Source organism: Streptomyces sp. NPDC006458 (assembly GCF_040612135.1).
In the GTDB taxonomy this organism is placed as follows: domain Bacteria; phylum Actinomycetota; class Actinomycetes; order Streptomycetales; family Streptomycetaceae; genus Streptomyces.
In genome coordinates, this window is the sequence record NZ_JBEXPR010000005.1 from 30975 (window position 1) to 50016 (window position 19042).

16 protein-coding genes are annotated in these 19042 nt (G+C 72.7%); 6 read left to right on the forward strand and 10 right to left on the reverse strand.

Annotation, left to right across the window (positions count from 1 at the left end; all coding sequences use genetic code 11):
- Positions 1-28 precede the first annotated feature (28 nt).
- Entirely contained in the window at positions 29-1543 is a 1515-nt protein-coding gene (locus tag ABZZ79_RS08320; RefSeq protein ID WP_356687785.1) for an amino acid permease, read from the forward strand.
- Between the two features lie 148 nt (positions 1544-1691).
- On the opposite strand, the gene ABZZ79_RS08325 is transcribed toward ABZZ79_RS08320, so the two are convergent.
- Positions 1692-2066 (reverse strand): NTP pyrophosphohydrolase, encoded by a 375-nt coding sequence (locus ABZZ79_RS08325; protein ID WP_356687787.1) that lies wholly within the window; start codon positions 2064-2066, stop codon positions 1692-1694.
- A 79-nt stretch (positions 2067-2145) separates the two neighbouring features.
- Between ABZZ79_RS08325 and ABZZ79_RS08330 the strand changes: the two genes are divergently transcribed.
- Positions 2146-3168: a hypothetical protein gene (locus ABZZ79_RS08330; protein ID WP_356688264.1), complete on the forward strand. Its 1023-nt coding sequence runs from the start codon at positions 2146-2148 to the stop codon at positions 3166-3168.
- Positions 3169-3300: 132 nt separating this feature from the next.
- On the opposite strand, the gene ABZZ79_RS08335 is transcribed toward ABZZ79_RS08330, so the two are convergent.
- The 5 genes from ABZZ79_RS08335 to ABZZ79_RS08355 form a co-directional block, all read right to left on the reverse strand.
- On the reverse strand, positions 3301-5430 hold the full coding sequence (locus tag ABZZ79_RS08335) for a 3-hydroxyacyl-CoA dehydrogenase NAD-binding domain-containing protein (RefSeq protein WP_356687789.1): 2130 nt from the start codon (positions 5428-5430) through the stop codon (positions 3301-3303).
- Positions 5427-6644 (reverse strand): acetyl-CoA C-acyltransferase, encoded by a 1218-nt coding sequence (locus ABZZ79_RS08340; RefSeq protein WP_356687791.1) that lies wholly within the window; start codon positions 6642-6644, stop codon positions 5427-5429. The genes ABZZ79_RS08335 and ABZZ79_RS08340 overlap by 4 nt, the downstream gene beginning before the upstream one ends.
- Positions 6645-6874: 230 nt before the next feature.
- Entirely contained in the window at positions 6875-8161 is a 1287-nt protein-coding gene (locus tag ABZZ79_RS08345) for a ribonuclease D (RefSeq protein WP_356687793.1), read from the reverse strand.
- Positions 8162-8341: 180 nt separating this feature from the next.
- Positions 8342-9004: a response regulator transcription factor gene (locus ABZZ79_RS08350; RefSeq protein WP_003972894.1), complete on the reverse strand. Its 663-nt coding sequence runs from the start codon at positions 9002-9004 to the stop codon at positions 8342-8344.
- 266 nt (positions 9005-9270) lie between these two features.
- Positions 9271-9948, reverse strand: a complete 678-nt coding sequence (locus tag ABZZ79_RS08355) for a DUF3000 domain-containing protein (protein ID WP_356687795.1) — start codon at positions 9946-9948, stop codon at positions 9271-9273.
- Between the two features lie 145 nt (positions 9949-10093).
- On the opposite strand from ABZZ79_RS08355, the gene hemE reads away from it, so the two are divergent.
- Positions 10094-11161, forward strand: coding sequence for a uroporphyrinogen decarboxylase (gene hemE / locus ABZZ79_RS08360; RefSeq protein WP_356687797.1), 1068 nt, complete (start codon positions 10094-10096; stop codon positions 11159-11161).
- 16 nt (positions 11162-11177) lie between these two features.
- Here the strand turns inward: hemE and ABZZ79_RS08365 are convergent, their stop codons facing one another.
- Positions 11178-11984 carry a rhomboid family intramembrane serine protease gene (locus ABZZ79_RS08365; RefSeq protein WP_356687799.1) on the reverse strand — a complete coding sequence of 269 codons (807 nt, stop codon included), beginning with the start codon at positions 11982-11984 and terminating at the stop codon, positions 11178-11180.
- Positions 11985-12055: 71 nt separating this feature from the next.
- On the opposite strand from ABZZ79_RS08365, the gene ABZZ79_RS08370 reads away from it, so the two are divergent.
- Positions 12056-12322: a hypothetical protein gene (locus ABZZ79_RS08370; RefSeq protein ID WP_356687801.1), complete on the forward strand. Its 267-nt coding sequence runs from the start codon at positions 12056-12058 to the stop codon at positions 12320-12322.
- 113 nt (positions 12323-12435) lie between these two features.
- Here ABZZ79_RS08370 and ABZZ79_RS08375 read toward each other — a convergent pair whose 3' ends face one another.
- Both ABZZ79_RS08375 and ABZZ79_RS08380 read right to left on the reverse strand, forming a co-directional pair.
- Positions 12436-13839 carry an FAD-dependent oxidoreductase gene (locus ABZZ79_RS08375; protein WP_356687803.1) on the reverse strand — a complete coding sequence of 468 codons (1404 nt, stop codon included), beginning with the start codon at positions 13837-13839 and terminating at the stop codon, positions 12436-12438.
- Positions 13840-13866: 27 nt separating this feature from the next.
- Entirely contained in the window at positions 13867-14886 is a 1020-nt protein-coding gene (locus ABZZ79_RS08380) for a DUF4349 domain-containing protein (RefSeq protein ID WP_356687805.1), read from the reverse strand.
- Between the two features lie 202 nt (positions 14887-15088).
- On the opposite strand from ABZZ79_RS08380, the gene hemG reads away from it, so the two are divergent.
- Together hemG and hemQ are read left to right on the forward strand one after the other, a co-directional pair.
- A complete protein-coding gene (gene hemG, locus ABZZ79_RS08385) occupies positions 15089-16540 on the forward strand; it encodes a protoporphyrinogen oxidase (protein ID WP_356687807.1) in 1452 nt (483 codons plus the stop codon).
- A gap of 5 nt (positions 16541-16545) precedes the next feature.
- Positions 16546-17277, forward strand: a complete 732-nt coding sequence (gene hemQ, locus ABZZ79_RS08390; protein ID WP_356687809.1) for a hydrogen peroxide-dependent heme synthase — start codon at positions 16546-16548, stop codon at positions 17275-17277.
- Positions 17278-17394: 117 nt separating this feature from the next.
- Here hemQ and ABZZ79_RS08395 read toward each other — a convergent pair whose 3' ends face one another.
- Complete coding sequence (locus ABZZ79_RS08395) at positions 17395-19008, reverse strand: alpha/beta hydrolase (protein WP_356687810.1); 1614 nt, start codon at positions 19006-19008, stop codon at positions 17395-17397.
- Positions 19009-19042: the final 34 nt, after the last annotated feature.

Sequence of the window (19042 nt, forward strand, 5' to 3'; positions counted from 1 at the left end):
TCGGGGACGACAAGTGGGAGGTAAGCCCGTGAGCAGTACCCTCTTCCGGACGAAGAACGTCGAGCAGTCCATCCTCGACACGGAGGAACCGGAGCACGCACTCAAGAAGTCCCTGTCCGCCCTGGACCTCACGGTCTTCGGCGTCGGCGTGATCATCGGCACCGGCATCTTCGTCCTGACCGGCACGGTGGCCAAGAACAACGCGGGGCCCGCGGTGGCCCTGGCGTTCGTCGCGGCGGGTGTCGTCTGTGCCCTCGCCGCGCTCTGCTACGCCGAGTTCGCCTCCACCGTCCCGGTGGCCGGCTCGGCCTACACCTTCTCCTACTCATCCCTCGGCGAACTGCCCGCCTGGATCATCGGCTGGGACCTCGTCCTGGAGTTCGCGCTCGGCACGGCGGTGGTGGCCGTCGGCTGGTCCGGCTACATCGCCTCCCTGCTCGACAACGCGGGCTGGCATCTGCCCGACGCGCTCGGCACCCGCGACGGCGCCGACGGCTTCGGCTTCGACATCCTCGCCGCCGCGCTCGTCCTGGTGCTCACCGCGATCCTCGTGATCGGCACCAAGCTCTCCGCGCGCGTCACGTCGGTCGTCGTCGCCATCAAGGTGACGGTCGTGCTCACTGTGATCATCGCGGGTGCCTTCCTCATCGACGGCAACAATTACGACCCGTTCGTGCCGGATTCCCAGGAGGTGCCGGCCGGCGAGAGCCTGCAGGCCCCGCTGATCCAGCTGATGTTCGGCTGGGCCCCCTCCAACTTCGGTGTGATGGGCATCTTCACCGCCGCCTCCGTCGTCTTCTTCGCCTTCATCGGCTTCGACGTCGTCGCCACCGCCGCCGAGGAGACCCGCAACCCGCAGCGCGACATGCCCCGCGGCATCCTCGGCTCCCTGTTCATCTGCACCGCCCTCTACGTCGCCGTGTCGATCGTCGTGACGGGCATGCAGAACTACACCGAGCTGTCGGTCACGGCCCCGCTCGCCGACGCCTTCAAGGCCACCGGGCACCCCTGGTTCGCGGGCTTCATCAGCTTCGGCGCCGCCGTCGGCCTCACCACGGTCTGCATGATCCTGCTCCTCGGCCAGACCCGGGTCTTCTTCGCCATGAGCCGCGACGGACTGCTGCCCCGCTTCTTCTCCCGCGTCCACCCGCGGTTCAAGACCCCGCACCGGCCGACCATCCTGCTCGGCGTGATCATCGCGATCGTGGCCGGCTTCACCCCGCTGAGCGAACTCGCCGAACTGGTCAACATCGGCACCCTGTTCGCCTTCGTCGTCGTCGCCATCGGTGTGATCATCCTCCGCCGCACCCGCCCCGACCTGCCCCGTTCCTTCCGCACGCCCTGGGTTCCGTTCCTGCCGATCCTCTCGGTCCTCGCCTCCTTCTGGCTGATGCTCAACCTCCCGACCGAGACCTGGCTCCGTTTCGCCGGCTGGATGGTCGTCGGCTTCGTCGTCTACTTCCTCTACGGCCGCTCGCACAGCCGCCTGGGCCGCCAGCAGGAGTCGGCCGCGGGGCCGGGCTCGGGCTCGGGAGAGGCCTGACGGCAACGCCGCTCAAGGGGGCGAGAGGCTGAGTCGATCTGCGGCTCCGCCGCGTCGGCGCGACCAGCCACGGGCCGCTCGCAGCCGCGACACCACTGACGGGGCACGTGGACTGGCACCCCAGCCCCGCGCCCCCGTCCGGACGGGCTCAGTCCCGGGCCGAACGCACCGAACGCGGCCCCACCACCTCGGCCCCCAGCTCGCCCACGCGGCGGCGCAGTTCCCGGTCGGCGGTCACGACGAGGCAGGACCGCCCACGGGCCGAGGCGACCAGCTCCACCATCCGGTCGTCCCCGCTGCCGGTCGCGGACTCCACGCGAACCCCGGGCACGGACGACACCCCCCGGGCGGCTCCCTCCACCACGAGCACGATCTCCAACGGCTCGGGCCGCCCCGGCACCCCGTCGGCCGCCAGCCGGTCCCGCAGCCGCTCCGCGGCCCCCCGCCGGTCCCGCCACCACCCGTCCGGCACGGATCCGACCACATTCGCGGCATCGACGATCACCAGCAACGGGTCACTCATGTCCTCAGCGTCCCACGGCCCCTGGGCGGGCGGACCCCGGCCATCCGATTAGAGTGACCCCGTGTCCATGGTCCGCGCAGTGAACGGCAACTGGCTCATACGCGGCCGTGACGGCCGTCTGAGTGTCTATCTCCCCTCCGACGACGCGGTCCTGTGCCGCGCCGAGCTGGCCCCGGGCGGTTCCTGGGAGGCACCCCGCAGGGCCGGCGGCGACCAGAAGCTGCACGCGGGGTTCACGGTGGGTCAGGGCCCCGACGGATACGCCCATCTGGTCGCCTGGCGGCCCACTCGTCCGGGTGAGGCGGGGCTGGTGCACTCCACGCACTTCCAGCCCCTGCTCGCCCCGTTGGACTGGGTCCCGGTCGGCCATCCCAACAAGCAGGGCGACCGCACCGGGGAGCCCGCCGTCGCGGTCGACGCCGAGGGCCGCGCCTACGTCTTCGTGCGCAACCGCGGCAAGGGCGTGCACACCGTCAACCAGAAGGAGCGCGGCGGCTGGAACACCTGGCACGACCTGCGCGGCTCCAAGGTGCACGACCAAGTCGTCGCGGTCACGGGGGAGTCGGGCCGGATCGAGGTGTACGCCGGCAGCCCCACGGGCGTCCTGCGCTGGCTCCAGCAGGAGCCGGGCGGCCGTCCGGTGGCGGCCGAGGCGCTGACCGTCGGCCTGGAGCCGGGCACGCTGGCCGCGCTGCCCACCTCCAAGGAGCACACCACCCTGTTCTACGCCGCCCCCGACGGCATGCTGTACGCCTGGCGGGAGGGCGGTGAGCCGGCCCCGCTGCTGGCCGCGGCCGGGCCGGCTCCGGTGGCCCTGCTGCGCTGCGACATCGACGGCCACGACTGCACCGTGCTCGCCCAGCACTCGGCGTCCGGCAGGGTCGCCTTCGCCGCCTACCCGACCGAGCGGGAGACGGCGGGCCTGTGGTGGACGGAGTCCGGCCCCCGACTGCCGCCGGGCACGCGCGTGGCGCTGGCGGTGGACGGCACGGGCCGCGTGACCGCCGCGAGCCTCACCCCCGACGGCACCCTCCGGGTGACCCGCCGCAAGGAGGAACCGGGCCTGGCCCTGGAACCGTGGCAGGAGTGCGGCGCCCCATGAGGGACGCGGGGAACCGCGCGACCAGCCACGGGACGGCCCGCACCCGCACACAGCACAGCGCCCTACTCACGAACGCCGGTGCCCCGCACACCCACCCAGGTGTACGGGGCACCGGCGTTCACAGCGGAGGCGTCACGCGGGGACGCTCGCCACGCCCGGCTCAAGGAACCGCTTGCCGTTGACGCGCTCGCTGACGCCCTCACGGTCCAGGTACGGCGTGATGCCGCCCAGGTGGAAGGGCCAGCCCGCGCCGGTGATCAGGCAGAGGTCGATGTCCTGGGCCTCGGCGACGACGCCCTCGTCGAGCATGAGCCCGATCTCCTGGGCCACCGCGTCGAGCACGCGGTCGCGCACCTGCTCCTCGGTCAGGACGACATCGCCCTGCTTGAGCAGCGCGGCGACCTCGGGGTCCAGCTCCGGCTTGCCGGAGTCGTAGACGTAGAAGCCGCGCTTGCCGGCCTCGACGACCGCCTTGAGGTTCGGGGAGACCGTGAAGCGCTCGGGGAAGGCCCGGTTGAGGGTCTCCGAGACGTGCAGGCCGATCGCGGGACCGACCAGCTCCAGCAGGACCAGCGGCGACATCGGCAGACCGAGGGGCTCGACGCCCTTCTCGGCGACGGCGACCGGGGTGCCCTCGTCGATGACGTTCTGGATCTCGCCCATGAAGCGGGTCAGGATGCGGTTCACGACGAACGCCGGGGCGTCCTTCGTCAGCACCGCGGTCTTCTTCAGCTTCTTGGCGACGCCGAAGGCCGTGGCCAGCGAGGCGTCGTCGGTCTGCTCGCCGCGGACGATCTCCAGCAGCGGGAGGATCGCGACCGGGTTGAAGAAGTGGAAGCCGACCACGCGCTCCGGGTGCTGGAGCTTGGAGGCCATCTCCGACACCGACAGCGAGGAGGTGTTGGTGGCGAGGATCGCGTGCGCCGGGGCGACCGCCTCGACCTCCGCGAACACCTTCTGCTTGACCGTCATCTCCTCGAACACGGCTTCGATGATGAAGTCCGCGTCGGCGAAGCCCTCGGCCTTGTCCAGGACACCGGTGACCAGCGCCTTGAGACGGTTGGCCTTGTCCTGGTTGATGCGGCCCTTGCCGAGCAGCTTGTCGATCTCGGCGTGGACGTAGCCCACACCCTTGTCGACGCGCTCCTGGTCGATGTCGGTCAGCACGACCGGCACCTCCAGGCGGCGCAGGAACAGCAGCGCGAGCTGGGAGGCCATCAGACCGGCGCCGACGACGCCGACCTTGGTGACCGGGCGCGCCAGGCTCTTGTCCGGGGCACCGGCGGGGCGCTTGCCGCGCTTCTGCACCAGGTTGAAGGCGTAGATTCCGGAGCGCAGCTCGCCGCCCATGATCAGGTCCGCGAGGGCCTGGTCCTCGGCGTCGAAGCCCTTCTGCAGGTCGCCGTCCTTGGACGCCTCGATGATGTCCAGGGCGCGGTAGGCGGCCGGGGCGGCGCCGTGCACCTTGGAGTCCGCGATGAAGCGGCCCTTGGCGACGGCCTGGTCCCAGGCCTCGCCGCGGTCGATGACCGGGCGCTCGACCTCGACGTCGCCGTTGAGCACGGACGCCGTCCAGATCAGGGACTGCTCCAGGAAGTCGGCACCCTCGAACAGGGCGTCGGCGATGCCCAGCTCGAAGACCTGCTTGCCCTTGAGCTGCTTGTTCTGGCTGAGGCTGTTCTCGATGATCACCGAGACGGCCTTCTCGGCACCGATCAGGTTCGGCAGGATGGTGCAGCCGCCCCAGCCGGGGACCAGGCCGAGGAAGACCTCGGGCAGCGAGAAGGCCGGCAGGGCCTTCGACACGGTCCGGTAGGAGCAGTGCAGACCGACCTCGACGCCACCGCCCATGGCGGCACCGTTGTAGTACGCGAAGGTCGGTACGGTCAGGCCGGCCAGGCGCTTGAAGACGTCGTGGCCGCCCTTGCCGATGGCCAGGGCCTCCTCGTGCCTCTTCAGCAGCTCGACGCCCTTGAGGTCGGCGCCGACCGCGAAGATGAACGGCTTGCCGGTGATGCCGACGCCGACGATGCCGCCGTCCGCGGCCTCCTTCTCGACCTGGTCGATGGCGACGCCCAGGTTCGCCAGCGAGGCCGGGCCGAAGGTGGTCGGCTTGGTGTGGTCGAAGCCGTTGTCCAGCGTGATCAGGGCGAAGCGCCCGGCGCCGGACGGCAGGTCGAGGTGACGGACGTGCGCGGACGTCACGACCTCGTCGGGGAACAGCTCGGCCGCGCCCTTCAGAAGCTCAGCGGTGGTGCTCACTTGTCCCCCTCGAAGTGCGGGTTCTCCCAGATGACGGTCGCGCCCATGCCGAAGCCGACACACATGGTGTTCAGGCCGTAGCGGACGTGCGGCTGCTCCTCGAACTGGCGGGCCAGCTGCGTCATCAGACGGACGCCGGAGGAGGCCAGCGGGTGGCCGTAGGCGATGGCGCCGCCGTACTGGTTGACGCGCGCGTCGTCGTCGGCGATTCCGTAGTGCTCCAGGAAGGCCAGGACCTGGACGGCGAAGGCCTCGTTGATCTCGAAGAGACCGATGTCGGAGATGGACAGGCCCGCCTGGGCGAGCGCCTTCTCCGTGGCCGGGATCGGGCCGTAGCCCATGACCTCGGGCTCGACGCCGGCGAAGGCGTAGGAGACCAGGCGCATCTTGACCGGCAGGTTGTTCTCGCGGGCGAAGTCCTCGCTGGCGATGATCGAGGCGGTGGCGCCGTCGTTCAGGCCGGCCGCGTTGCCGGCGGTGACCCGGCCGTGGACGCGGAACGGGGTCTTGAGGCCCTGCAGGTTCTCCAGGGTCGTACCCGGGCGCATCGGCTCGTCGGCCGTGACCAGGCCCCAGCCGGTCTCGCCGGCCTCGGGGTCGGTGCGGCGCACCGAGACCGGCACCAGGTCCTGCTGGATCTTGCCGTCGGCGTACGCCTTGGCGGCCTTCTCCTGCGAGCGCACGGCGTATTCGTCGGCGCGCTGCCTGGTGATGGCCGGGTAGCGGTCGTGCAGGTTCTCGGCGGTCATGCCCATGAACAGGGCGGACTCGTCGACGAGCTTCTCCGACACGAAGCGCGGGTTCGGGTCGACGCCCTCGCCCATGGGGTGGCGGCCCATGTGCTCGACACCACCGGCGATGACGGCGTCGTAGGCGCCGAAGGCGATGGAACCGGCCGTCGTCGTCACGGCGGTCAGCGCGCCGGCGCACATACGGTCGATGGAGTAGCCCGGCACGGACTGCGGCAGGCCCGCGAGGATGCCCGCGGTGCGGCCCAGCGTCAGACCCTGGTCACCGATCTGCGTGGTCGCGGCGATGGCGACCTCGTCGATCTTCTTGGGGTCCAGCCCGGGGTTGCGGCGCAGCAGCTCCCGGATCGCCTTCACGACCAGGTCGTCGGCCCGGGTCTCGTGGTAGATGCCCTTCGGGCCCGCCTTGCCGAACGGGGTGCGGACGCCGTCGACGAAAACGACGTCCCTAGCGGTACGAGGCACGATGGCTCTCCTCCAGGGTGCGGGATGGCACTGCTGCGACACGCATGCACTGAGCGCGCGCTCAGACACATGCTACTTACGAGTAACGTAGCTGCACAGCCCTGGAGGGGGGAGCGGCGAACGTCACACCGCGCTCCTCCCCGCGCTTGCGAGGATCTTGGCCTGATCTCGACGCCGCTGTTCCACTTGTGCCCCCCTGTATGAGGCCCACGCGATCCGGACGCCGGCCCTCAGTCGGAGACGGACAGCGCCTCCACGAGCGCCGGCGTCACCTGCGCCACCTGCCAGGGCCGCGCCCCGTACCCGACCAGCGCGGCCGCGACCGACTCGGCGTCGACCGCCTTCGGCGGCTCCCAGCAGATCCGCCGCACGGTGTCGGGGGCGATCAGGTTCTCCTGCGGCATGGTGAGCCGCTCGGCGAGCGCGGTCACGGCGGTCCGGGCCGCCGACAGCCGGGCGGCGGCGACGGGGTCCTTGTCGGCCCAGGCGCGCGGCGGCGGGGGCCCGGCGACGGACTGCCCCTGCTGCGGCAACTGGGACTCGGTCAGCGCCTTGGCGCGGTCGACCGCGGCCTGCCACTGGTCCAGCTGCCGCCGTCCCATCCGGTGCCCGAAGCCGTTGAGCGTGGCCAGGACGTGCGTGTCGGCCGGGACCGCCAGCGCGGCCTCCACGATGGCCGTGTCGGACAGCACCTTGCCGGGCGAGACGTCCCGCCGCTGCGCGATCCGGTCCCGGGTCTGCCACATCTCCCGTACGACGGCCAGCTGCCGGCGCCGCCGGACCTTGTGCATCCCGGATGTACGGCGCCAGGGGTCCTTGCGCGGCTCGGGCGGCGGAGCGGTCGCGATCGCGTCGAACTCCTCGTGGGCCCACTCCAGCTTGCCCTGCCGGTCCAGCTCCTTCTCCAGCGCGTCGCGCAGGTCGACCAGCAGCTCCACGTCCAGGGCGGCGTAGCGCAGCCAGGGCTCGGGCAGGGGGCGGGTGGACCAGTCGACGGCGGAGTGGCCCTTCTCCAGGACGTAGCCGAGGACCGACTCGACCATCGCGCCCAGGCCGACGCGCGGGAACCCGGCCAGTCGACCGGCCAGCTCGGTGTCGAACAGGCGCTCGGGGACCATGCCTATCTCGCGCAGACAGGGCAGATCCTGGGTGGCGGCGTGCAGCACCCACTCGACGCCGGGCAGGGCCTCGCCCAGCCCGGAAAGGTCGGGGCAGGCCACGGGGTCGACGAGTGCGGTTCCGGCGCCCTGGCGGCGCAGCTGCACGAGGTAGGCGCGCTGGCCGTAGCGGTAGCCGGAGGCGCGCTCGGCGTCGACGGCGACGGGGCCGGAGCCGGCCGCGAAGCGGGCGATCACCTCGGCGAGGGCGGCGTCGTCGGCGACGACGGGCGGAATGCCCTCACGGGGTTCGAGCAGAGGGATCGGCGCCCCGGCAGCAGAAGATCCGTCGTCTTCCGGAGGGGCGCCTCCGGTGGTGCGCAGTGATGTGGCTGCTGCGGTCTCTTGGGCGTCGGTCACCTGTCAAGGGTATCCATGCATGCACGGCGCCCGCCGACGGAACGTTCCGTCGACGGGCACCCAGGGGTCGTAAACCAGTCAGGTCGGGGAAACGACGGGTTCACTTCGGCTCAGGAGGTAGGGACGGACGGGATCGGGGGCCGGCGGCCGGTCCGGTCGGGTCCGTGCGGGGCGGTCGGGTCAGTGGATGATTCCGGTGCGCAGGGCCACCGCCACCATCCCGGCGCGGTCGCCCGTGCCGAGCTTGCGGGCGATGCGGGCGAGGTGGCTCTTGACGGTCAGGGCGGACAGCCCCATCGAGACGCCGATCGCCTTGTTCGACTGCCCCTCGGCGACCAGGCGCAGTACCTCGACCTCACGGCCCGACAGCTCGCGGTAGCCGCCCGGGTGGCTCGGGGCACCCGGGGGGCGGCGGTGGAGCCGGGCTGCGGCGGCGCCGATGGGGGCGGCGCCGGGCCGGGTGGGGAGCCCGACGTTGGTGCGGGTGCCGGTGACGACGTAGCCCTTCACACCGCCCGCGAGGGCGTTGCGCACGGCGCCGATGTCGTCGGCCGCCGACAGGGCGAGGCCGTTGGGCCAGCCCGCGGCGCGGGTCTCGGAGAGCAGTGTCAGGCCGGAGCCGTCGGGCAGGTGGACGTCGGCGACGCAGATGTCGCGGGGATTGCCGATACGGGGACGGGCCTCGGCGACGGACGACGCCTCGATCACGTCGCGCACACCGAGCGCCCACAGATGGCGGGTGACGGTGGAGCGGACGCGGGGATCGGCGACGACGACCATTGCGGTGGGCTTGTTCGGACGGTAGGCGACCAGGCTTGCGGGCTGCTCAAGAAGAACGGACACCGGGCCTCCTGGGGTGCGGGACGGCTATCAAGGTCACAGTCGTCTTCGGCATCAAACCCGGTGCCCTTTAGAGAATGATCACGATCTAGTGAGTAACAATTAGTGCAATTCGGACAGGCGATCGATCGTTCGGTGACCAAATCGGTTCGTTCGATCGACCACTCCTGATTGAAAGTGGCCGTATCGACAAAGAGACGGCCATACGACGGCCCGATCGAACGGTCGGCGCGGGCCGGGGGCGGCCGTGCGACGGCCGGACGGGCCGGTCAGCGCGACTGCGGACCGCGCCGCTGCGGCAGGGTCACCACCGACGCGTCGCCCGGACCGGCCGGCGGCAGCCCCGCGACCTGCGCCAGCAGATCGCACCAGGACGCCAGATGCGCCCCCGTGTCCGGAACCCCGCCCAGGCCCTCCCGCGGCGTCCACGACGCCCGGATCTCGATCTGCGAGGTGGCCGGGCGTGCCGACAGCCCCCCGAAGTGATGGGAACTCGCCCGGGTGACCGTGCCGCTCGGCTCGCCGTACGTCAGCCCACGCGCCTGGAGCGCGCCCGTCAGCCAGGTCCAGCACACGTCCGGCAGCAGCGGATCGGCCGCCATCTCCGGCTCCAGCTCCGCGCGCACCAGCGTCACCAGGCGGAACGTGCCGCGCCAGGCGTCGTGCCCGGCAGGGTCGTGCAGCAGCACCAGCCGTCCGTCCGCCAGGTCCTGGTCGCCGTCCACGACGGTGGCCTCCAGCGCGTACGCGAACGGGGCCAGGCGCCGGGGGGCCGGGGTCGGCTCCACCTCGATCTGCGGGCGCAGCCGGGCCGCCCGCAGCGCGTCGACGGCGGCCCGGAAAGGCGGCGGTGCCGCTCCGCCCGTATGCCGCTCCGCCTCCTCGGTCCCCTTCGCCTCGTCCATTCCGCCAGCGTCGTCCGACAGTCGTCCCTGAGCCGCAGCCATGCGGGGAAGAGTAAGGGGAACGGGGCCCGCGCGCAGGGCAAGACACCCGGCCGGGGCGCGGCTGGTCACCTCGGGTGCGGCGAGGGCCGCCCCCGGCGTCCGGGCGGGGCCGTGTCCGCTCCGGGGCCGTGGGAGACTTTCCGTCGTGAGTGCCAACGGAAGCCCTGCGGGCCAGCAGCCGACAGCCACCTACGACTCCGCCTTCCTGAAGGCGTGCAGGCGTGAACCCGTGCCGCACACGCCGGTGTGGTTCATGCGGCAGGCCGGCCGCTCGCTGCCGGAGTACCGCAAGGTCCGCGAGGGCATCGGGATGCTCGACTCCTGCATGCGCCCCGACCTGGTCACCGAGATCACGCTCCAGCCGGTCCGCCGGCACGGAGTCGACGCGGCGATCTACTTCAGCGACATCGTCGTCCCGCTCAAGGCCATCGGCATCGACCTCGACATCAAGCCCGGTGTCGGCCCGGTCGTCGAGCGCCCCATCCGCACCCGCGCGGACCTCGCCCAGCTGCGCGACCTCACGCCCGAGGACGTCTCCTACGTCACCGAGGCGATCGGCCTGCTCACCGGCGAGCTCGGCGGCACCCCGCTGATCGGTTTCGCCGGAGCCCCGTTCACTCTCGCGAGCTACCTCGTCGAGGGCGGTCCGTCGCGGACCTACGAGAACGCCAAGGCGATGATGTTCGGCGACCCCGAGCTCTGGGCCGACCTGCTCGACCGCCTCGCGGACATCACCGCAGGGTTCCTGAAGGTCCAGATCGAGGCGGGCGCCAGCGCCGTCCAGCTCTTCGACTCCTGGGCCGGCGCCCTCGCCCCCGCCGACTACCGGCGCTCCGTGCTGCCCGCCTCGGCGAAGGTCTTCCGGGCCGTCGAGTCCTACGGCGTCCCGCGCATCCACTTCGGTGTCGGCACCGGTGAACTGCTCGGCCTGATGGGCGAGGCCGGCGCGGACGTCGTGGGCGTCGACTGGCGTGTGCGTCTCGACGAGGCCGCCCGCCGCGTCGGCCCCGGCAAGGCGCTCCAGGGCAACCTCGACCCGACGGTCCTGTTCGCCACGCGCGAGGCCGTCGAGACCAAGGCCCAGGAGGTCCTCGACTCGGCCGCGAGTCTGGAGGGTCACGTCTTCAACCTCGGCCACGGCGTCATGCCGTCCACAGACCCCGACGCGCTCACCCGCCTGGTGGACTACGTCCACACCCGCACGGCCCGCTGACAGCCTGCCCGGGGCCTCACCAGGTCTGCCGGGGCCGGGCGTTCCTGCCGAACAGCAGGCCGCGCGGCTGCGGGGGCGGCGGGGTGCCCGGCCGCAGCGGCCAGGCCAGCAGCATGCCCGCCAGGAAGCCGACGATGTGCGCCGCGTACGCCACCGTGGCGGTGCCCTCGACTCCCTCGCCGGAGGAGTACACGGCCTGGAGCGCGAACCAGAAGCCCAGCACGATCCAGGCCGGCAGCCTCAGCGGCAGGAAGATCAGAAAGGGCACGAGGACCCAGACCCGGGCCCTCGGATACAGCACGAGATAGGCCCCCAGCACCCCGGCGATCGCCCCCGACGCGCCGATCAGCGGTTCGGCCGAGCCGGCGTTGAGCACCGCGAAGCCGTAGGTGGCCGCGTAGCCGCAGACGGCGTAGAAGAGCGCGAAGCGCACGTGGCCCATGCGGTCCTCTATGTTGTTCCCGAAGATCATCAGGAACAGCATGTTGCCCAGCAGATGCAGCAGACCGCCGTGCAGGAACATCGCCGTCAGCACGCTCAGCTCCGGCGACTTGTCGTAGCCCGGCGGCGCGATCACACAGCCCGTGCCCTGTGCGCCCACGCCGACGTCCCCGGTCGGCACCAGCCGCGGCATCCGATGGTGGATCAGTTCCTGCGGGACCACCGCGTAGTGGTCCAGGAACGCCTGCATGCCGCAGGTGTCGGCCAGGCTCCCGCCGCGGAAGGGCATGTAGAGGAACACGAGGACGTTCGCGGCGATCAGGGCGTACGTCACATAGGGGGTGCGGCGCACCGGGTTCACGTCATGGACGGGGATGACCACGGTGGACTTCTGCCCTGGATCCGGACGGTGAATCGGTGAACACGGCCGCGTGTGCGTGCGTATGACTCGGCATGGCGATGAACGAGCGAGTCAGTCCCACGATGCACGCCCTGCCCGACGGCGAGGCCGAGATCGCTCTGGTGGTGCGGTTGCCCTGGGAGGACGTGGCCCGGCTGGGCCAGGAGGCCGGCCGGCTGGCCACGCAGACGCAGCGGCCGGTGACCCTGGACGAGGCCGTCAGCCACCGGCTCCGCTCGCGGCCCGCGGCGGCCACGCACGCGAAGCCGGCCGAGCCGACGACGGTGTCCACGCTGCCGCGGCTAACCGGCTCCGCGTAGGCGCTCCACCGGGCCGCCGTGGTGGGTTCTTCGGCTGCGGCACCTTCGTGGCCGTTCGCGCGGTTCCCCGCGCCCCTTGGCGGGCATCGCCCGGGTCCGCCGTCGGGCCGGGCTCACCTCGTGCTCTGGCGTACCTTCTCGGCCGCCTTGCGCGCCGCCACCAGGACCGGGTCCCACACCGGGCTGAAGGGCGGGGCGTAGCCCAGGTCCAGGGCCGTCATCTGGTCCACCGTCATCCGCGCGGTCAGGGCCACGGCGGCGATGTCGACGCGCTTGGCGGCGCCCTCCCGGCCAACGATCTGGACGCCGAGCAGACGGCCCGTGCGGCATTCGGCGAGCATCTTGACGGTCATGGGGGAGGCGCCCGGGTAGTACCCCGCGCGGCTGGTGGACTCGATCGTGACCGTCTCGAACCGCAGACCCGCCCGCAGGGCGTCCTTCTCCCGCAGGCCCGTGCGGGCGATCTCCAGGTCGCAGACCTTGCTGACCGCCGTGCCGACCACACCGGGGAAGGTGGCGTAACCGCCGCCGACGTTGGTGCCGATGACCTGGCCGTGCTTGTTGGCGTGGGTGCCCAGGGCGATATGGCGCTCCCGGCCGGAGACGAGGTCGAGGACCTCCACGCAGTCGCCGCCCGCCCAGATGTTCCGGTGGCCGCGCACCCGCATCGCGAGGTCGGTGAGCAGTCCGCCGTGCTCGCCCAGCGGGAGTCCGGCCGCGCGGGCGAGGGCCGTCTCCGGGCGCACGCCGATGCCCAGGACCACCACGTCGGCCGGATACTCGGCGTCGGCGGTGGTCACCGCGCGGACCCGGCCGTCGTCGCCGGTCGGGAACCCGGTGACCTCGGCGTCGTCGACCATGGTGATGCCCAGGCCGGTCATCGCCCGGTGCACCAGGCGGCCCATGTCCGGGTCGAGCGTGGACATCGGTTCGCCGCCCCGGTTGACGACCGTCACCTCGAACTTGCGGTTGATCAGCGCCTCGGCCATCTCCACGCCGATGTACCCGGCGCCGACCACCACCGCCCGCCGCCCGTTCGCGTGCTCCAGCGTGTCCAGCAGCGACTGCCCGTCGTCCAGGGTCTGCACCCCGTGCACACCCGGCGCGTCGGCTCCCGGCATGTCCGGGCGGACGGGCCGGGCGCCCGTGGCGATCACCAGATCGTCGTACGACGTCCAGGACTCGGCCCCGGAATCGAGGTCACGCGCGCGTACCCGCTGCCCCGCCACGTCGATCTCCACGACCTCGGTGCGCAGGCGCAGATCGATCCCGCGCGCGTGGTGCTCCTCGGGGGAGCGGGCGATCAGCTCGTCCCGGTGGGTCACGTCGCCGCCCACCCAGTAGGGGATCCCGCACGCCGAGTAGGAGGTGAAGTGGCCGCGCTCGAACGCCACGACCTCCAGCTCGTCCGGGCCCCTCAGCCGGCGCGCCTGGGACGCCGCGGACATGCCCGCGGCGTCACCGCCGATCACGACCAGGCGCCTGCCCGCGTTCCCCGTGCCACCGTTCAAGGTCATGCGAACACGCTACGGGGCCACGGCATTTCAGTCCTGCCCGTCCCCTCCCGTCGCCCCTCCAGTCGCCCTGCCCGTCGCGCCGCCCTCGCCCGGCCGCTCCCCGGCCGCGGGACGCGGCATGCCGAACGCCGGCAGCGCGCCGGGCACCGCGGCCGTCGGCGCGGGCTCCGCCCGGCGGGGCAGCCGGGGCCGTACGACCCGCAGCCACAGCAGCGTCAGCAGACCCAGCGCCGCCGCGAACGGCAGCACCGCCCCCAGCACCAGGGCGATCCACCGCAGGGTCGTCAGGAACGCGTCCCAGCCGCCCGACAGGGCGTCGACGAAGCCCGGGTCGTCGTCCTCGGCGGCCCGCTCCACCGGTGTCTCGCTCAGCGACACCGTGATCGTCGCGAGGCTCGTACGGTCCTTCAGGGACGCCTGCTGGGCCAGCAGCGCCTCCAGGTCGGACTGGCGGGCGCTCAGCTCGCCCTCCAACTGCACCACATCGGTGAGCCGGGTGGCCCGGTCCATCAGCTCCCGGATACGGGCCACGCTGGCCCGCTGCGTGCTGATGCGGCTCTCGACGTCGACGATCTGGTCGGTGACGTCCTCCGCCCGCGCGGTGCGCTCCAGCAGCTTCCCCGAACCCTCCAGGTCGTCGAGCACCTCCGCGTAGGCCGCGACGGGCACCCGCAGCACCACACGGGTGCGCTCGTGGCCCCCGGGGTCACGGGTGGTGGTCTCCCGGCCCACATAGCCGCCCGCGCCCTCGGCGACCGTACGGGCCTCGTCCAGGGCCTTCGGCACGTCCTTGACCTGCACGGTCAGCGAGGCCGTGCGGATGATGCCGCTCACGGCCCGGGGCGCGGGAGCCGCCGTGGTGCCGTTCGCGGCGTCGGCGTTCGCGGGGCCCTGCCCGACGCCCTGGGCGGGCTCGGCCTGCAGCTTGGCGGCGTCGGAGGTCGACCCGGCCGAGTCGGACCCGCCGCTGCACCCGGTCAGCGCCAGGGCCGTGGCGAGCAGGACCCCCGCGAGGACCTGCGTGGTTCGTGCGGAACGTGCGTGCATGGGTGTACCCCCCGGGGCCGATGACCACTGACGCTCTTTTGACGCCCGGCCCACCGCTCCCGTTCGCCCGGACCGGTTCCGATGCGATCACGGTCGGGACTCGGCCGGGCCACGGGGCCCCCGGGGACGGGCCCGACGGGGGACCTTCGGCGGGTCCGGAGGTCCCGGCCGGGGTGTCGGTGGCGGATGAGAAGGTAGGGGCATGAGCGCACAAGGCACGCGGAACAGGCATGTCATCGTCATCGGGGCCGGTATCGCCGGGCTGGCCGCCGCCCACCGGCTGCTCGCCCGAGGCTCGGCGGTGACCGTGCTGGAGGCCTCCGACCGGGTCGGCGGCAAGCTGCTGCCCGGCGAGATCGCGGGCGCGCGCGTGGACCTCGGCGCCGAGTCGCTGCTGGCCCGCCGCCCCGAGGCGGTCGCCCTCGCCCGCGAGACCGGCCTCGCCGACAGCCTCCAGCCGCCCGCCACCGCCACCGCCTCGCTCTGGACCCGCGGCGCGCTGCGCCCCATGCCCAAGGGCCATGTCATGGGCGTCCCCGGCACCGCCGCCGCCCTGGCCGGCGTCCTGTCCGACGAGGGCCTCAAGCGCATCGAGGCCGACGCCGAACTGCCCCGCACCGAGACCGGCGACGACGTGGCGGTCGGCGTGTTCGTCGCCGCCCGCCTCGGCCGCGAGGTCGTCGACCGGCTCGTCGAACCCCTGCTGGGCGGGGTGTACGCGGGCGACGCCTACCGCATCTCGATGCGCTCGGCCGTCCCCCAGCTGTTCCAGGCCGTCCAGCGGCACACCTCGCTGACCGGGGCCGTCCGCGAGATCCAGGCCCAGGCGGCCGCCGCGCAGCAGAGCGGTCCGGTGTTCCTGGGCATCGCCGGGGGCGTGGGCCGGCTGCCCCTCGCGGTCGCCGAGTCGGTACGCGCGCGCGGCGGCGAGATCCTCACCCACGCGCGCGTGACGGAACTGCGCCGTGAGCCGTCCGGCTGGCGCGTCGTCACCGCCGACCGCGTGCTGCACGCGGACGGAGTCGTCGTCGCCGCCCCCGCGCCCGCCGCCGCTGCGCTGCTGCGCGCCGAGGCCCCCGCCGCCGCGGCCGAGCTGACCGCTGTCGAGTACGCCTCGATGGCCCTGGTCACCCTCGCCTACCGCCGCACGGACGCGCGCCTGCCCGAGGGCAGTGGCTTCCTCGTCCCGCACGTCGACGGCCGCACCATCAAGGCCTCCACCTTCGCCTCCCGCAAGTGGGGCTGGATCGACGCGGAGAACCCGGACGTGGTCGTGCTGCGCACCTCCGTCGGCCGGCACCGCGAGACGGAGATCCTCGACCGCCCCGACGCCGCCCTCGTCGACGTCTCCCGGCACGACCTGCGTGAGGCGACCGGACTGGACGCCACCCCGCTCGACACCCGCGTCACCCGCTGGACGGACGGCCTGCCCCAGTACCCGGTCGGGCACCACGCGCGCGTGGCCCGCATCCGCGAGCACGTCGCCGCGCTGCCCGCACTGGCCGTGTGCGGAGCGGCCTACGACGGCGCCGGCGTCCCGGCCTGCATCGCGAGCGCCTATGCGGCCGTGGACCAGCTGGACGGCGACCTCACCGCCGTACGGGAGCTGACGGCCGCCCCGGTGCAGAGTCTCCACGGCGGAGCGGGAGAATAAGGACCATGAGTGACGACGCCCCCACCACCGGCCCCGACCGGATCCCGAACAAGGGCAAGCTGGCCAGGGACCTCAACGAGGTCATCCGCTACACCCTGTGGTCCGTCTTCCAGCTGAAGGACGTGCTGCCCGAGGACCGCGCGGGCTACGCCGAAGAGGTCCAGGAGCTGTTCGACCAGCTCGCCGCCAAGGACGTCACCGTCCGCGGCACCTACGACGTCTCCGGCCTGCGCGCCGACGCCGACCTCATGATCTGGTGGCACGCCGAGACCGCCGACCAGCTCCAGGAGGCGTACAACCTCTTCCGCCGTACCAGGCTCGGCCGCTCCCTGAAGCCGGTGTGGTCGAACATGGCGCTGCACCGCCCCGCCGAGTTCAACCGTTCGCACATCCCGGCGTTCCTCGCCGACGAGACGCCGCGCAACTACGTCAGCGTCTACCCCTTCGTGCGCTCCTACGACTGGTACCTCCTGCCCGAGGAGGACCGCCGCCGCATGCTCGCCGACCACGGCAAGATGGCCCGCGGCTACCCCGACGTGCGCGCCAACACGGTCGCCTCGTTCTCCCTGGGGGACTACGAGTGGCTGCTGGCCTTCGAGGCGGACGAGCTGTACCGCATCGTCGACCTCATGCGTCACCTGCGGGCCTCCGAGGCGCGGCTGCACGTCCGTGAAGAGGTGCCCTTCTTCACCGGCCGCCGCAAGAGCGTCGCCGAGCTGGTCGCCGGCCTGGCGTAACGCCTCCCCGAGGGGCGTGGGGAACCGCGCGACCCGTCACCGACGGTCCGCGGTTCCCCACCGGCGTCACACGGGTGCGGGCATCACGCGTCGCCCGGCACCCCACGGCCGCCTTCCTCACCCGGACGGCACCGGCTCCGGGCGTCCCTCGCAGGCGGCGCGCCGCGACGGCACCCGCCCCTGAAGCAGGTACGCCTCCAGATGGGCGTTCACACACGGGTTCGACCCCCCGGCCACCCCGTGGGAGCCCGCGTCCCGCTCGGTCACCAGCACCGACCCGGCCAGCCGCCGGTGCAGCTCCAGCGCCCCCTCGTAGGGCGCGGCCGCGTCCCGCTCGGCGGCGAGGATCAGCAGCGGCGGCAGCTCACCGGGCCCGGTCCGCACATCCAGGGCCCGCTGCTGCGGCGCGGGCCAGTACGCGCAGGGCAGATTCGCCCAGACGTTGTCCCACGTCTCGAACGGCGCCACCCGGGCCAGCCGTGTGTTGTCCCGGTCCCACACCTTCCAGTCCCGCGGCCAGGGCGCGTCGTTGCACTCCACGGCCGAGTACACCGCGGCCGTGTTCTCCGCCTCCCCGGCCGCCTCCGGAACCGGCCCGGCCACGTCGACCAGCAGCTGCGGATCGCCCTTGAGGTACGCCGACAGCGCCTCGGCCCGCAGCGGCCAGTAGTCGTCGTAGTAGCCGGCCTGGAGGAAGGCCCCCTGCAACTGGCCCGGCCCCACCTTGCCGCCCGCGGGCTCCGCGGCCAGCCCGGCGCGGGCCCGCTCGTAGCTGCGCAGCACCTTCGCGGGGGTGTTCCCGAGGCGGTACACCTCGTCGTGCCGGGCGATCCACTCCCGGAAGTCCGCCCAGCGGTCCTCGAACGCGACCGACTGGGCGAGGTTGTTGCGGTACCAGATCCGCTCGGGGTCGGGGTTCACCGGGGAGTCGAACACCATCCGCCGCACGTGCGAGGGGAACAGCGTCGCGTACAGCGCCCCGAAGTAGGTGCCGTAGGAGGCGCCCATGAAGGTCAGCCGGCTCTCGCCGAGGGCGGCACGCAGGACGTCCAGGTCACGGGCGTTGTTGAGGGAGTGGAAGTGCCGCAGGGCGCTGCCGCTCCGTTCGGCGCAGCCGCGCGCGTACGCCTTGGCCTGGGCGATGCGCTCGCGCTTGTACGACTCCGAGGGATGGGTCGGGGCCGGCGAGGGCCCCTTGAAGTACCCCTTCGGGTCCTGGCAGGACAGCGGCGCGGAGCGGCCGACGCCGCGCGGGGCGTAGCCGACGAGGTCGTAGGCGGCGGCGAGGCGCTTCCACTCCGGCAGCAGGCCGATCAGCGGGAAGTGGAAGCCGGAGGCGCCGGGACCGCCCGGGTTGTAGACCAGGGCGCCCTGGCGGGGCACCTTGCGCTTGCTGTTGTACGGGTCGCGATGGGTGGCCCGGACCCGGCTGACGGTGAGCTTGATCTGCCTGCCGTCGGGCTGGGCGTAGTCGAGCGGCACGGAGACCGTGCCGCACTGCATGCTGCCGGGCATGTCCTGTGCCTCGGAGCACCTGCCGAACTCGATGCCGGCCGAGCCCGCGCGGGCGGCGGCGACGGCGGTGCCGCGCAGTTCGGCCGCCGGGCGGGAGAGCGGTCCAAAGACGCCGGGCCCGCCGGGTGTGCCGCCGGCCGGGGCCGCGGCGAGGGTGGTCAGCAGCAGCGCGGCGGCCGACGTTCCGGCGGCCGAGTGACGGACGGCAGCTCTCATCGCGGATCCCTTCGATGCACGGCGGCGACACAAG